This window comes from Pedobacter sp. Leaf194 (genome assembly GCF_001423945.1).
Lineage (GTDB): Bacteria > Bacteroidota > Bacteroidia > Sphingobacteriales > Sphingobacteriaceae > Pedobacter.
This window is the reverse complement of the sequence record NZ_LMPU01000005.1, coordinates 30,250-45,617: the sequence shown is the minus strand read 5'-3', so window position 1 is coordinate 45,617 and position 15,368 is coordinate 30,250. Positions and strand designations below refer to the sequence as shown.

The following is a 15,368-nucleotide window of genomic DNA, read 5'->3' as shown; positions in this document are numbered from 1 at the left end:
AAGCATTTTCTCTTGAGATCTCGACCACAGACCTATCTCTTTTTAATACTTGATTGACAATAGCTAATTTAAATTCTAAACTATGCTTAACTTTTCTGCTCATAAAAATGCCCCCATAAAGTGTCTAACTTTTTGGGGGCATTGCATTATTCAGATGAGGCCTTTTTTATTTATGTGCTTCCAGCAACTAGAAATCAGTATACAAATTCCTGAACGAACTACGCAATCCAAAAGTGATGATTCCGGCATTCGTGGCACCAACTGCATTGCGTTCCCTGCGGAATATGCCACCCAGTTCCAAACGGAGGTTATATTTAGGATTGATAATGTAAGCTACTCTACCCTCAGCGTAATACAGATCGGTACGCAAACCTTGTGTTGTATAATTTCCGAATTGATTTGCTGGCTCTAAATAATTAATGAATATGTTTTTGCCATAATCCTGCCCATTTAAATCTAAACCATATTTAGCATACATGAGTTGGCCCGTAAAATCAAACCGCTTGTAAGAATAATTTGCAATGCCTACCAGTTCTCTAAAATTCGCACCAAAAGGATGGGCTAATGGTTCGCTGTAAGCGGCATAATTAACAATGCTTGTTCTGCCGGTGTAAGTGTATGGCTTGGCAGTATTATATTCTAGTAAATAATTTAAGTTTTCTACTTTAAAAACATCTGCGCCTCTGATACCAAGCTGCCAGCCATATTTATTTCGGGAACTGCCGTTATTTGAAAAGAAGTTCTTGGCTTCAAATTCATCCAGCGAAAACTGCCCGTATACCGCAAGTTGCTTATCAACTTTGTATTTGGCTGTAAGTCCTATTAAAGAATTGTCTGGCGAGCCACTGGAGGCTTCAACCGGACGAAGAAAAATTATTGGATTCGCATAACCCCAATCGAAGCCTCTGTTATTACCTAAATCATCTGTCTGCCCCCAGATAATAGAATCGAAAAAGCCTATAGATAATCTGTTATTTACATTCCAGTCGAGATAATGGAAAACGCCGCCCTTCTTCCTGTTTCCAGATTCGTACGATAATTTGGGTGCATTTGGATCCTGCATTGCTGCCCATAAAGCCATATACTGTACGTTGCCTAATTTACCTGTTAATTTCAAAAAAGGATAAGGTGATGCCACGTCTGATAAAAGCATTGAACGGTATCCATCACCAATAAAATTTTTGTCGTACCCTGCGGTTATATTTAAATATTTTATTGGCGTATACGAAATCAGGGCTGTTACGTACGACCAGTCTAAAGATGTTTTGCCCGCGTTTGAACCATAATCTCTGTTATATGCCTGACCTGGAACTACATTTTTGCTCCTGGCATAGTCTGTATAATACTTTGCAAACTGGCCTTGATTTTCGAAGCCGCTGGTATAAAATGAAAACTTTTTGCCAACGGTACCGCCAACCTGGTAACCTCTGGTATTTAACCATACATTTTGTTTGCCTGAAAAGTCTTTGCCGATTTGAAAGTCTGGCAGGAAATCAGCGTAAAAAGTATAGTCTGGCTTTTGAATATCTATCAAATGCTCATTAAATAACTTTCTGCTAACCCATGAATGTCTTAAAGAATCTACGCCAACACTTAAAAGCAGTTTACCATGATCAACCAACAGGCTATCATCTATAAAAAATGGTTTCAAACTCGTATGGAAACGAGTGTCGGGACTGTAAACTTCTCTGTTAAGTTTCTGATAAAACTGGTATGAATAACGTTGATATTGTGATTGAGCGCTTAACTCACCCATCGTGAGCATAAATAATATAAAGGGTAAAATTTTCTTCATAACCATATTTTTCACATTTGAAATAATTGAGCAAAGGACGGAAAATTATTCCGGTTGATTGATTTTATTATAGATTCTTATAAATAGTTGTCTGTTTTTGATGTTAATGAGCCTTTGTATGTCCGGCCAAAACCTGCCAAATCGTTAAAAAGGTTATTTTTAAATCCAGCAACAACGACCAGTTTTCCAGATACCAGATGTCAGCCTTGACACGCTCTTCCATAGAACCATCTTCCTTGGTTTCACCTCTGAAACCATTTACCTGAGCCCAGCCCGTTATTCCAGGTAAAAGAAAATGCCTGACCATAAACTGATCTATCAGGGCAGAGTATTCGGCGGTATGCTGTAACATGTGCGGCCGCGGACCAACAACAGACATTTCTCCCAGCAGCACATTAAAAAATTGTGGCATTTCATCAATGCTCTTCCTTCGCATAAAGGCACCAAATTTGGTTACGCGTTCATCCTTCGGGCTGGCTTGTTTTGTATCAGCTTCGCGATTTACATACATGCTCCTAAATTTCAGGCAATAAAAAGACCTGTTATCTTTTCCGGAACGGAGTTGTTTAAAAAATACAGGACCCTTGGAATCAATTTTTATCAGAATTGCCACTATTGGCAGTAACCAGCTCATGATAAAAACAATGATGACCGCCGAGAATAAGACATCGAAAATCCTTTTCATAACCTGATTGCTGAAGATTTCCAATGGTTCTGTTCTTGGGCTTAAAACAGGCAAATGGCCATATAACTGTACCATTACATTCTTTTTGAAATAATCTTTTACATCTGGCACAAGTTTAAAACGAATCATCGACTTGTCGGCCTGGCGCATGAGCACATCAATTTTAGATAATGCTCTATCTGGTAATGCGCAATAAATTTCGTAAATTGTTGTGTTTTTAACGTAATCAATACACTCGTCTACTCTGCCAAGTACATGGTTTTGGGTTAATTTAACAGGGTCATCATCAAAAAAACCAATTACCTTATAGCCTAAATGGGTGTTTTTCTCCAGATGATTTTTCAAATCCAATCCCAACGGGCCGGCGCCAACTATAACTACTTTCTTATAATTGATGAGTTTCGCTCTGCTGGAACGACGTAGCAATAAGAAAACGACTTTTCCTGTTAAAAATAATGGAGCGAAGAGAATGCCGGTGTAAATTAATAAACGATAGGATACGCTAAAATCTTTAAGGTAAACCACCAGTAAAAATATGATTATGCCAAAGAACATTAAGCTCCAAAGCGATTGCCTGATTGTGGGAATTGCATCCTTCACAAACATATCCTGATATAGCTTTGTAATCTGGGTAACGTTAAACCAAACAAAATTGATAAGCAGGATGTGTATGAAATTTATTCCACGCCCGTCAGACATCCCAAATGTACCATAAGCGATTATATAGCCGAGGTAACCAGAAAGGTTTACTAGAAGAAGATCTATTAAAATACTTATTGTCTTAAAATAAGTACTGTTACTTTCAATCATTAATTGGGTAAAATTTTGCCAAATATAGCCAGCTTGCTTAGAATACGGATAATTTGCTTGTTAAAAATAAAACCTTCGCGTGTATAAGTCGGCCGCGAATGCTAGAACAAAAAACAAGCCAATTCATTCCCTTTCCTAAAAACGATTAAATGGCCTGATTGTATTTTATTTATTATAAATTTGCCAAACAGCTGCCTGATAGTTTTGAAACAAATTTTAACAAGTTTTGTAAGTAATTTAAGAGAGACTAAAATAGTATCCAATTTTTTAAATCTGAGTAGTATTCAGATTTCTAATATGCTGCTACTCCTGCTCATGTATCCAATCATAACGCGGATAATTGGCATCAACGATTTGGGTATGGTTATGCTTGCAAACACTTTTTCAGGTCTTTCCGGTATCATTATAAATTACGGAACAAATCAATCTGGTATAAGGGATGTAGCTACAAACAGTAATAACCCAAAAGCTTTAAATATTGTATTAAACAACACCCTCTGGATTAGGATTCTCATTTTTTTTGCCTATTCTATTTTTGTTTTTATCTTATTCTGGGCTAATATCCGATACTATACTTACATCGTTTTATCTATTCCACTCGTTTTAGCCGAGGTTTTAAACCCATTATTTTTTTACCTCGGAATTGAAAAGCTTAAGCTCTATAATATTGCCAACCTCATATCGAAAGTGCTTATCATAGCGCTAATCATTTTATTTATTAAAGGACCACAAGATTCTGAATGGGTTAACTTTATTATGGGCATGGCCAGCGTTGCAACATTTGGCACATTGCTCGTGTATGTATTTAAAAAATATAAACTCTCTTTTACACGGCCACAAAAAACTGAACTGTCTAAAATAACAAAAGACAACTTTTTCCTAACCATCAATAACATCTCTGTTCATTTGCAGCAATCGCTAATGATTTTTGCTTTAGCAAAGTGGGGCAACCCGACCTGGCTAGGCGCATATTCACTTTGCGACAAGGTGGTTGGTTCCTCTCGCATCCTAATTATTTCGGTGTCTAACGCGATATATCCAAATGCGGCACAATTGTTTAAAGACGGCCCACAAACATGGATTGCGTATAAAAATAAGATGAAGAAAATCATAGCCGCTGCATTCTTTCTTTTATCGCTGGGCTTATTTATTTTGCCTGGTTTTGTGATTCAATTATTATCTGGCGAACAAAATCAAACTGCTATTGATTTCTTAAGGATAATGGCTTTTGTGCCCACAATTGCTGCGTTAAACGTTTTAAACGTGCTTGATTTGTTACTTAAAAACGATACTCTTTCCATTTTCCGGATTGCGCTGATTTTATTGGTAATATCTTCGCTTGCTGCGTGGCTATTGGTCAATCAGCAATTGCAGCAATGGTTTGGCTTTTATGCCGTTATTGTGGAAGGTAGCGCACTGTTGATGTATGAATATGTTATCAAAAAATCATCAGAAAAGCATGTCTAAACAGGTTGCCATTATATTGCTGAACTGGAATACACCAACGCATACCGCAAATTGTATCGAATCGATAATTAAAAATTGTAATTCGGAAGATTACGATTTAATCATCGCAGACAATGGTTCAACAGATGATTCTCTTTCGATCTTAAAATCTAAATTTCCGCAACACATTTACATAGACAACAAAGCAAACCTTGGATTTGCTGGAGGTAATAATACAGCACTGAAATTTAGTATCGAGCATAACTACACATTTTCTTTATTGTTAAATAACGATACTGAGGTTGACGAAGATTTTTTAACGCCGCTAACTGCGCACTTAAATGCCAACGCAAATGCGGTAGCTGTACAACCTGCCATATACTACCTCAATAATAAAGAGCAATTATGGAACGGGGGCTCATTTTTTAATCCATACTTTGGATTTACCTATTCTAAAAACAGTAAAAGCCGGCAAGCACTAAAAACGCCTGAAAAAGTAGATTGGCTTACTGGTTGCTGTTTTCTGATAAGAAACAGTGCGTTAAAAGAAATTGGCTTATTAAACGAAAAATTTTTCCTTTATTACGAAGATGTTGAATTATCGTTTCGGCTAAGAGAACAATGTGGAGAATTACACTACCTGCCAACAACCAAAGTTTATCATGAAGCAGGCGTGTCAGGCAAACAAAGAAGCAAAAATACCGAAGGGACTCTAAGTCCGATAATTCATTATTATGTGAATAGAAACAAAATCTGGTTTTTGCGTAAGTATGCAAATCCGTTTTTTTTCGTAATGATGTTTATCAATAATTCAATTTACTATAGCATGGTATTGTGCTATTTTATGTTGAGAAATAGAAGGAAAAAAGCCGCTTATCTGGTTCAGGCTATTCGGGAAGGATTATTTACTCCAAAAAGCAGCATTTGGCTATGATGATTATTTTTCCATTGGTTTATCTGTCTGCATTTGCCCTTGCGCTGCTGGATATAATAAAAGGCAAAAAAGAGGGCTTTGTTCTGTTTTTAATTTTTGGCCTTTCTATTTATACAACCACACTTTCGGTAACTTTTATGCTCGGCTTTAAGGGTTTAATTGTTTATCTACAATCGTTTAAAGAGATTTTTGTTATCCTCATTCTCGGGATAAGCATCTGGAATCTCAGAACAAAAATAAAGCTTCATTATTTAGATTACCTGATACTCGCGTTCTTTGCCTACACTTTAATTTATGCAATACTACCTATCGGGGAACAGGGATTAGTGGATCGCTTAATGGCCTTTAGAACGCTTTCTTTTTTTGTTATTGTTTATGCTTGTGGCCGCCTCTTTAAACCGCAAGAGATTTACGTAAGTAAATATTTTCATTACATCCTGCTTCTTGCAATAGCTGCTACCGTTGTGATGTTAACAGAAGTTGTTTCAAACCAACACCTGCAAACGAATACCGGGTATGCCGATTATAACTTTTATCTATTTAATTTCGAGCCAAGCGGTAATTATGGTTTAACCTGGACTTTTGAATCTGAAGGTGGCTACAAAAGATTCGCGAGTTTCTTTGCCAATCCTTTGGAGTTTGCATCTTCAACAATTATCGCAATATCTGTTTTGGCAGCTTTATATACAACAAATCAATACAAACTTAAAATAGATTCCTTCGGTTATATTGCCTTGCTCTCAACCTTAACCTGCATTATCTTTGCATTTTCCAGGTCGGCCTTTATTAGTTACTTTATTTTAGTTTACGCCTACTCATTATTTACCAAACGAAAATACATTACAAACACAATCCATGCAGGCGCAGCAATTGTGGTTATTTATGTGGTGTACCTGCTAACTAAGGAGCAAGATCAAAACGATGGTATCCAAATGGTTATAATTAATACCTTAAATTTCAGCAATCCATCCAGTGTTGGCCATTTGGTAGAATGGATTCAGGGTGCCCTGGCAATAGTAGCAAACCCACTTGGTTTAGGTTTAGGTTCTTCAGGCCGTATTGGCGGAACATTGGGAGAAAACATCGGAGGAGAAAACCAGTTCATCATTATCGGGGTTCAAGCCGGAGTAATTGCCTTGCTGTTATATCTGATAATTTACATATGTTTCATTAAAGAAAGTCTCAAATGGTTTTATAACCTGGAAGGAAAAGAAAAAAAGATTTGCTTAGCGATATTAATGATCAAGGTAGGTTTCATAGTTCCGGCATTGACATCGGAGATCGAATCATCATCGTACATTTCCTATTTAACTTGGTTCCTATCCGGATTATTCGTAAGTGTTATTTCAACAAAAGTTAAGGTTAAAGTAGAACCGGAAATAGAATTAACGCCAAATGCATAAACCACTAAAAATAGGTATTGATATCCGCGATTTAAAAGTTGCCAAAACAGGCACAAAAACCTATTTGGAAGAACTATGCAAAGTTTATAAAGCGAATACCGACCCAAATTATCAATTTTTTTTTCTAGATAATTTTTTACCTGTTTACGTTGGAAAAAATAAGATGCTTAATCTTATTGGCCATTTCAGGTATCAGTTTTGGAAGCAAATCAGCCTTCCGCTTAAGGCGTTCTTTAAAGGCGTCGATATTGTTTTCTGTACGGATAACGTAGCACCCTATATTCACCTCGGTTATAAAACGGTTCCAGTTTTTCATGATGCTTTCTTTTTCGAGAATCCGGAACACTTCAATAAGATATGGCTAAAAATCACCTTGTGGACGGCATTGCCCGCTGCAAGGCGTTCGCCAATAGTTGTAACACCTAGCATTTATGCAAGGCAGCAAATTCATCGCTTTTCAAATATCCCGCTAACAAAAATGCCTGTAATCTACGAAGGGCCCAAGTCTTTCAAAAACCAGCATCAAGAACATAAACGCTTGATTGAGGGCAGGTATATTCTACATGTAGGTGTGTTAAATAAAAGGAAAAATATTCCATCGCTAATAAACGCCTTCAAAATATTAAAAGATAAAGGCTTTGAAGACGTAAAGTTGGTTTTGGCAGGAAAAATTGAAACGAAGAAATTTAGTTACGATCACGATGAGATCCGGTTGGCGGTAAGCAATTCAGGGCTAGAAAAGGACATCATTTTCACAGGCTACCTTGCTGATGAAGATTTAGCATCACTATATCGCAATGCATCAGTTTATGCATTCCCTTCACTTAACGAAGGTTTTGGAATTCCTGTGCTGGAAGCTTTCAAGTATAATTTACCTGTACTGGTATCAAATAATACGAGTTTACCTGAAATTGGTGGCGACGCAGTTTTAACTTTCAATCCGCACGATATACAAGATATTGCCGCTAAGCTAAAGATGGTTCTGGAAGATGAATTATTGCGACAAGAGTTAATCAAAAAGGGTAAAGAACGATTAAGACAATTCTCGTGGGAGAAAACGGCGCAATCCTTGTTAAGGGAATTTGATAAAATCCGCTAGCATTATTTTATTAACTTTGCCCCTCGATGTATCTCTAAAAGAGGTTCATTTTTGCAATATGATTAACATTACCTGCCCTGTCTGTATAAATAAGGAAACAAAGTCAGATTCAATTGTTTTTAAAGTTGTCACAGATTCCAACGAAACCTATCAAATCAGGAAATGTCAAAACTGCAATCACGTTTACACTTATTTTACCCATGATATAGATATTTCGGCTTATTACGACGAAAAGGATTATACAGTTAAGGATACTAAAGAAAGTATTTTCTTTAAAATTCAAAAACTTGAATACAACCTTGTACTTAATAAAATTAAAAAGCTTAATCCATCATCAAATACGCTGCTTGATTTTGGTTCCGGAAAAGGCCTTTTCCTCAAGTTCGCTAGAGAAAAAGGATACGCTGTAAAAGGTGTAGAGAGTTCCGTTCCTCGTGCTCGTTATGCAAAAGATCACTTTGGTCTGGAAATCAATTCCGATTATTATAAGCAAGGGATGGTGTTCGGTGAAAAATTTGATGTGCTAACGATGTTCCACGTTCTTGAACATATCCATCTTTCAGAAAACTTACTTAATAACCTGATAACGGCCAATCTTAAACTTAATGGGACACTGGTGATTGAAGTTCCGAATTTTAATAGCTGGCAATCAAAATGGGCAGGTAACAGATGGCTTCACCTTGATGTACCACGCCACATCAGTCATTTTACCCCAGCCATTTTGAAAAAAGTTATAGCAGATAGCGGCTGTGTTGTTCAGCGTGAATCCTACTTCTCTCTACATTTGGGTATTGTTGGAATGGTGCAAACGATTTTTAGCTGGTTTGGTTATAAAGGCTTTCTCATAGCAGATTTAAAAAACAAAAAAAGCTTGGGCTTGCTCACGGGCTTGCTTGTTGTACTTCCCTTAGCAACCATTTTAGAATCTTTAGCCTCGCTTTGTAATCAAGGTGGTGTTGTTAGATGTTACGCTGTAAAGACGGTGCAACCATGAATATTTTAGTTGCAAACTGGACCTGGTTTCCGAGCGGAGGAGATTGGACATATATTGAAAACGTGAAGAAACTTTATGAAGACAACGGGCATAATGTTATCCCTTTTTCAATGGATGATGAACGGAACCTTCCTTCAGCCTACCAAAAGTATTTTGTTACGAAAATTGACTACCAGGCACTTAATCGTAAAAAGAATTTTAGCGATGGACTAAAGGTTTTATCGAAAAGTATTTATTCGAACGAGGCAATAGAGCATTTGGAGGAATTGCTAAACGATGTCGATATTCAGCTGGCGCATCTAAATCTAATTCACCATTACATTACACCAAGTATTATAAAAATTCTTAGGCAAAAGAAAATTCCTATTATCTGGACTTTGCATGATTACACTGCAATTTGCCCGCAAAGCACCTTTATTAGTAATGATTCAATCTGCGAATCTTGTAAGGGTGGCAGATTTTACAACGCGGTGTTAAAGAAATGCAAAAAAAACAGCCTTTTGCCAAGCATCGTGGCTGCCACAGAGAACTATATTCACCACATTAGGGGATATTATAAAGATGTTGATTATTTTATTTGTCCCTCTTTTTTTTCCTATCAGAAATATAAGGAATTCAATTTTTTTAATGAAAAACTTTATCAGCTTTATCATCCCTACAATACCGGAAAACTACCAAAATTGCAGTCTGCAGCTTCGGAAGAGAAGTTTATATTGTTTGTAGGGCGACTGGAAAAAATTAAGGGTGTACACACATTACTTAAAGCAATGCAGACGCTTCCTGATATTGCTCTAAAAATCATCGGTGATGGAACACAGGAGCACGAATTAAAACAGTTTGCCAATCAAAATAAGCTTACTAATGTTGCATTTTTAGGCAAAAGAAACAAATCTGAAGTTTTAGATTTCATTCAAAGATCTGCCTTTTTAATCTGCCCTTCAGAATGGTATGAAGTTTTAGGCTTTACCATTGTTGAAGCAATGCTTTTGGGTAAACCTGTTATCGGATCTAACCTTGGTGCTATTCCAGAAACGGTGGTCGACAGTGAAACAGGTTTGCTTTTTAGCGCCGGTAATGAAGACGAGCTATCTAAAAAAATAGAAGTTTTGTACAATGATGAAACATTAATTGATAAATTAGGCGCAAATGCTAAAAAACATGCAGGTGATTTGTTCGATCCGCAGAAACACTTTGAAGGTCTAAAGAAAATAATTCCAGCGTTGTAAGATAAAAAATGATGAGGATTGCAATTATTGGTTCGAGGGGTTACCCATATGTTTATGGCGGCTTCGAAACCTTCGTTAAAGAATTGAGTGAAAGACTGGTTAAACAAAACGTTGAGGTACATGTTTATTGCCAAAGAAATTTGTTTAAAAACAAGCCAGTACAGGTAAACGGAATTTACCTTCATTACATCCCAACACTTCCTCAAAAATCTTTAAACCAAATTATTCATTCGTTTTTTTCGATAGTACACGCAACTTTTAGTAAAGCTGATGTTTTGTTGGTTGTAAACCTGGCTGCCGGCCCAATGGGTTGGATTCCGAAACTAGCAGGAAAGAAAACCATGATTAATGTTGATGGCGTAGAATGGCTGCGGCCTAAATGGAAGGGCCTCGGAGCAAAATATTTCTATTGGTCGGCAAAGATGGCGACCAAACTTTATGATAAGATTATAACAGATGCCGAGGGCATGAGGCAAATTTATTTGAAAGAATTTGATAAAGATTCTACAGTAATTGCCTATGGTGCGCCAAATTTTAGTCCATCGACAGTGCATTCCATCGAAAGGTTAAACCTTAAGCCTGATGATTATTATTTAATTGTAGGCAGATTGATTCCTGATAATAATGCTGATCTGATTATCAGCGGTTTTTTAAAATCAGACTCCCAAAAGAAACTTGTTGTAGTTGGAGATGTGCCTTATACGGACAAATATGCTTCAAAATTAAAAGCATTACAAAACGATCGATTGATTTTTACCGGTTATGTGAACGACCAACAGGAATTGATGGCACTATATCAACATGCATTCGCTTACATTCATGGCCACAAATATGGCGGCACAAACCCTGCAATGTTGAAGGCCATGTCTAACAACTGTGCTATTTTAGCTTTAGATACAGTGTTTAACAGAGAGATGTTGAACGATGGTGAGTTCGGCTTGTTCTTTGACGAGGATATAGATGCAATAGTGCTTGCCCTGAAAACACTCGAGTTGGACACAGATACGGTTGCTGCGTTAAAGAAAAGGGTTGCAAAGGGTTTAACCAAAAAATACAATTGGGACAGCATTACAACCGCATACAAAAATGAATTACTTAATTTATTAAGCAAGTAATACATCCAACTATGATGCAAGCGCTATCAATTTAGCTGGTGATAAAATTCCATCCTTTGAGATAATTTTAATTTTTTTTTGCATACTGTCAAGTCAAAAAGGATTATATATAAACCAATGGCTTGCATCAAAAATGGCAGGAAAATTGTATAATCCGGATTAAACAATGACCAAACAATTATCAACTTCGATAAGCTCAACCCTCCATTTAGTTTTTTAGTTTATATTTGCAACTATTTAATATTAAAATACAATTCATGCGCTTAAAATATATTTTTTGTGTCCTGCTTATCGCTTTCATTCTACCATCAAAGCGTCTGTTAGCGCAAGCCATATCCACAGATAACCTGAGTAAGGTAAAAGTAGAGCAACTTTCGGATGCACAAATCCTCGAAATATCTAAAAGATTCGAATCCTCCGGTATTTCAGAAGCCGACGCCATCAAAATATTGGTTTCCAAAGGCATGGATCCGGCAGAGGTTGATAAATATAAAGAGCGTTTAGCCCAGGTTCAATCTGGTGGTAAAACTGCGAAAAACGCTCCACCTGCAGCGCAGGCGGCAAAACCACAAGCGCAAGCCAACCGCGACACTACAAAATCCTGGGAACCGAAACCGGTAAAAAAGGCCAGTCCAATTTATGGTTATGAGTTTTTTAGCAATCCGAACTTAAAATTTGAACCCAACATTCGCATCGCAACGCCGAAAAGTTATGTTATTGGCCCGGACGATGAACTTACCATTATGTTGACCGGTTTAAATGAAACCACTACCAACGCGAAAGTTACGCCCGAGGGTTATGTTAAAATACCATATGCAGGTTTAGTTTACGTAAATGGTTTAAGCATTGAACAGGCAACTTCTCAAATCAGATCTAAAATGATTAAGGCATATCCAGCATTATCATCCGGCCAAACCAAGCTTAATGTGAATCTAGGAACGGTTAGAAGCATTCGGGTTACAATTATTGGTGATGTTGCAACCCCGGGAACTTATACAGTTTCTTCATTATCGACACTTTTTAATGCATTATATCAAAGTGGTGGCCCAACATATCGTGGTTCGCTTAGAAAAATCGAACTGATAAGAAATAACAGGGTTATACAGGTTGTCGATTTGTATAACTTTCTTCAAAAAGGCACACAATCAGAAAATGTAAGCTTAAGAGATCAGGATGTAATCCGTATACCTGTTTACACCACCCGCGTAGCGATAGATGGTTCGGTTAAAAGACCGGGAACCTACGAGCTGAAACCTTCAGAAACTTTAAGTGATTTAATCGCTTATGCTGGTGGCTTTAGCGATTTAGCTTACAAAGGAACGGCAAAGGTAACGCAGGTTGGAGAAAAGGAAAGAACCATTAAAGATATATCATCAGACATGTTCGACAGATATACTTTAAAAAATGCGGATTCCGTATATTTTGGGGCAGTTCTGGATCGTTTCGCAAATCGGGTTGTAGTAGAAGGAGCGGTTTACAGACCAGGTGCTTTTGAACTGAGTCAAGGCATTACACTTAAATCGATAATCGCGAAAGCTGATGGCTTAAGGGATGATGCAGTTCTGGGTAACGGTTACATAAAAAGAACAACTCCGGATTTAGAGAAAGAAATGATTTCGTTCAATCTTGGCAACATCATGTCAGGCAAGGAGCAGGATATCCCATTAATGCGGGAGGATTCAGTGTTTATTATGTCGACCAAAGATTTGAGAGATGAAACATCAATCAGCATCGGCGGCTATGTGAGGGCCCCGGGAACGTTCCAATACCGCAGGGGTATGAGTGTAGCCGATGTGGTTAGCATGGCTCAGGGATTTCAAAATGACGCAGCAAATCATAGAATAGAAATTTCAAGGCTGATAAAAGACACAACAGATACACTTTCGAACAAACTGGTAAGTGTAATTACCATAAACCTCGATTCGGCTTTGACCTCCTCAACAGGGAGTTTCCTCTTAGAACCTTTGGATTATATTTATGTTCCGCGTTTGGTTAATTACCGTGCTATCGGTAATGTTAAGGTACGTGGCGAAGTGTTATTTCCTGGTGATTATGCGCAACAAAGACGGGACGAAACCGGCATTGAATTCATTAAACGGGCCGGCGGCATTACCCCGATGGGCTCTTTGGAAAACACTCAGGTTTACCGCAATGGCTTAAGGGTTGATATGGACCTAACAGGCAAACGAAAGCGCCAATCGAAAGATGCAACGGTTTTGATGCCGGGCGACAGCTTATTTATACCGAAAAATGTACCGCTTGTTGAGGTTACCGGATCAGTAAATAATCCTCAGTTATTACGTTATGCGAATTCAAACTTTAAGTATTATGTTGATGCCGCTGGTGGAATAACTGAAAATGCCCGCTTAAAAGGCGCTTACATTAAATATGCAAATGGAATCAATGCACCTGTAAAAAGCTTCCTTTTTATAAAAAATTATCCAAAAGTTACCGCGGGCAGCCAGATTGTTGTTCCGGAAAAATCGGGTAAAAATAAATTAGGTTTTGCAGAAATAACCACAATCGCATCGGCCCTTACCGGTATCGTTAGTTTGATTGCTATCCTCTTTAAATAAAACTATGCAGTCTGTAGAAAACAATGTAAAATACACAACGGTTGAAGAGGAATTTTCTTTTGCTAGCATGATCAATGCACGTAAAAAGGACTTAAAATACTTGTGGAAACACAAGATTCGGATTTTAATCATTGGCCTTATCGGTGGTGCGGCAGGTATTGCTTTGGCTTATTTCTGGCCGGTTACCTATACCGCTAAGTTAACCTTTGTTGTAGAAGAAGGAAAATCAAGTGGTGGCGGTTTATTGTCATCGCTGGCTGGCCAAATGGGTTTCGACATTGGCGGTTTAACCGGCGGAACGAGCGGTGTATTAGCAGGGGATAACGTGTTGCAATTATTAACGAGCCAGAAAATGGTGAAGCAAACCATTTTAACCCCGCTTGATAGCAACGGAACCTACACCTTAGCGGATAAATATGCAGATGCCTATAAGCTGAAGGAAGATTGGAAAGACCTGAAAGTCAATACCAAGAAAGAAACCGTCATGTTTCCGGCAGACACTAAGAAATATACCCGTCTTCAAGATAGTTTACTGCAATCCATTATCATTAAGCTAACGGAAAAAGAGTTATCCGTAAGCAAACCGGATAAAAAACTTGGCTTTTTTGCGCTTACGACCACCATGAAAAATGAGCAGCTTGCCAGTTTAGTTTGCACGAGATTAATTGAAGAAGCAACGCTTTTTTACATACAAACCAAAACTAAAAGGTTGCGGATCAATGTAGACAGGCTGCAAACAAGGGCTGATAGCATTGGCAGGCTGTTAAACAGAAAAACCTACGCCGCTGCGGGCGCAAATGCAATAATGTTAGATGCGAACCCAGCCTATGCAACAATCGGTGTTGGTGCCGAGCTGCAGGAACGGGATAAACGTGTATTGCAAACCATTTACTCGGAGATTATTAAAAACCTTGAGGTAAGCAGATCAATGCTGATGCAGGAAACACCTACTTTCCAAATTGTAGATGAACCAGAAATGCCGTTAAAGAAAAATAGAATGCGTTATTCTACCGGAATCTTAATCGGCGGCCTGTTATTCGGGGCTTTCTACTGTTTGTTTCTCCTCATCAGGCGAAAGGATTAAGTTACGTAGGTCTTACAGTGCTGAGAGTAGCAAAAGATTTCTTGCCTAAATTTACTCAATTAACGAAACACTATTTGCTGTTTTTACCTGATTGGCAAGGGATTGAAATTTCTAGGTCTGCCAATCGTATAACCGTGTTGAGCGGAGTCGAAGAACCACTAATAGCAACTTTCCTGCGCTATCAGCCATGCGCAGCCGACG

Annotated in this window: 11 protein-coding genes; 9 read left to right on the top strand and 2 right to left on the bottom strand. The window is 37.9% G+C overall.

Features of this window, described 5'->3' with window-relative positions; translation table 11 throughout:
• Positions 1–187 precede the first annotated feature (187 nt).
• A complete protein-coding gene (locus ASG14_RS07660; RefSeq protein ID WP_056870493.1) occupies positions 188–1,795 on the bottom strand; it encodes a hypothetical protein in 1,608 nt (535 codons plus the stop codon).
• Between the two features lie 103 nt (positions 1,796–1,898).
• Entirely contained in the window at positions 1,899–3,290 is a 1,392-nt protein-coding gene (locus ASG14_RS07655; RefSeq protein ID WP_056870491.1) for an undecaprenyl-phosphate glucose phosphotransferase, read from the bottom strand.
• 180 nt (positions 3,291–3,470) lie between these two features.
• Here ASG14_RS07655 and ASG14_RS07650 point away from each other — a divergent pair, with 180 nt between their 5' ends.
• The 9 genes from ASG14_RS07650 to ASG14_RS07610 all read left to right on the top strand — a co-directional run bounded on the left by ASG14_RS07650 (position 3,471) and on the right by ASG14_RS07610 (position 15,167).
• Entirely contained in the window at positions 3,471–4,757 is a 1,287-nt protein-coding gene (locus ASG14_RS07650) for an oligosaccharide flippase family protein (RefSeq protein WP_369817222.1), read from the top strand.
• A complete protein-coding gene (locus ASG14_RS07645; protein ID WP_162238720.1) occupies positions 4,750–5,670 on the top strand; it encodes a glycosyltransferase family 2 protein in 921 nt (306 codons plus the stop codon). Before ASG14_RS07650 ends, ASG14_RS07645 begins: the two co-directional genes overlap by 8 nt.
• The gene (locus ASG14_RS07640; RefSeq protein WP_056870488.1) at positions 5,667–7,073 is read left to right on the top strand and encodes an O-antigen ligase; all 1,407 of its coding nucleotides are present in this window, start codon (positions 5,667–5,669) and stop codon (positions 7,071–7,073) included. The genes ASG14_RS07645 and ASG14_RS07640 overlap by 4 nt, the downstream gene beginning before the upstream one ends.
• Positions 7,066–8,172 (top strand): glycosyltransferase family 1 protein, encoded by a 1,107-nt coding sequence (locus ASG14_RS07635; RefSeq protein ID WP_056870487.1) that lies wholly within the window; start codon positions 7,066–7,068, stop codon positions 8,170–8,172. The genes ASG14_RS07640 and ASG14_RS07635 overlap by 8 nt, the downstream gene beginning before the upstream one ends.
• Before the next feature lie 58 nt (positions 8,173–8,230).
• Positions 8,231–9,166, top strand: coding sequence for a class I SAM-dependent methyltransferase (locus ASG14_RS07630; RefSeq protein WP_056870486.1), 936 nt, complete (start codon positions 8,231–8,233; stop codon positions 9,164–9,166).
• Positions 9,163–10,392, top strand: a complete 1,230-nt coding sequence (locus ASG14_RS07625; RefSeq protein ID WP_162238719.1) for a glycosyltransferase — start codon at positions 9,163–9,165, stop codon at positions 10,390–10,392. Before ASG14_RS07630 ends, ASG14_RS07625 begins: the two co-directional genes overlap by 4 nt.
• An 8-nt stretch (positions 10,393–10,400) precedes the next feature.
• Positions 10,401–11,507 carry a DUF1972 domain-containing protein gene (locus ASG14_RS07620; RefSeq protein WP_235528539.1) on the top strand — a complete coding sequence of 369 codons (1,107 nt, stop codon included), beginning with the start codon at positions 10,401–10,403 and terminating at the stop codon, positions 11,505–11,507.
• 257 nt (positions 11,508–11,764) lie between these two features.
• Entirely contained in the window at positions 11,765–14,083 is a 2,319-nt protein-coding gene (locus tag ASG14_RS07615) for an SLBB domain-containing protein (RefSeq protein ID WP_056870483.1), read from the top strand.
• Between the two features lie 4 nt (positions 14,084–14,087).
• On the top strand, positions 14,088–15,167 hold the full coding sequence (locus ASG14_RS07610) for a Wzz/FepE/Etk N-terminal domain-containing protein (protein ID WP_056870482.1): 1,080 nt from the start codon (positions 14,088–14,090) through the stop codon (positions 15,165–15,167).
• Positions 15,168–15,368: the final 201 nt, after the last annotated feature.

Coding starts and splice junctions, on each gene's coding strand:
- ASG14_RS07660 (WP_056870493.1), bottom strand. CDS start 1,795: ATGAAGAAAATTTTACCCTTTATATTATTTATGCTCACGATGGGTGAG.
- ASG14_RS07655 (WP_056870491.1), bottom strand. CDS start 3,290: ATGATTGAAAGTAACAGTACTTATTTTAAGACAATAAGTATTTTAATA.
- ASG14_RS07645 (WP_162238720.1), top strand. CDS start 4,750: ATGTCTAAACAGGTTGCCATTATATTGCTGAACTGGAATACACCAACG.
- ASG14_RS07640 (WP_056870488.1), top strand. CDS start 5,667: ATGATGATTATTTTTCCATTGGTTTATCTGTCTGCATTTGCCCTTGCG.
- ASG14_RS07635 (WP_056870487.1), top strand. CDS start 7,066: ATGCATAAACCACTAAAAATAGGTATTGATATCCGCGATTTAAAAGTT.
- ASG14_RS07630 (WP_056870486.1), top strand. CDS start 8,231: ATGATTAACATTACCTGCCCTGTCTGTATAAATAAGGAAACAAAGTCA.
- ASG14_RS07625 (WP_162238719.1), top strand. CDS start 9,163: ATGAATATTTTAGTTGCAAACTGGACCTGGTTTCCGAGCGGAGGAGAT.
- ASG14_RS07620 (WP_235528539.1), top strand. CDS start 10,401: ATGATGAGGATTGCAATTATTGGTTCGAGGGGTTACCCATATGTTTAT.
- ASG14_RS07615 (WP_056870483.1), top strand. CDS start 11,765: ATGCGCTTAAAATATATTTTTTGTGTCCTGCTTATCGCTTTCATTCTA.
- ASG14_RS07610 (WP_056870482.1), top strand. CDS start 14,088: ATGCAGTCTGTAGAAAACAATGTAAAATACACAACGGTTGAAGAGGAA.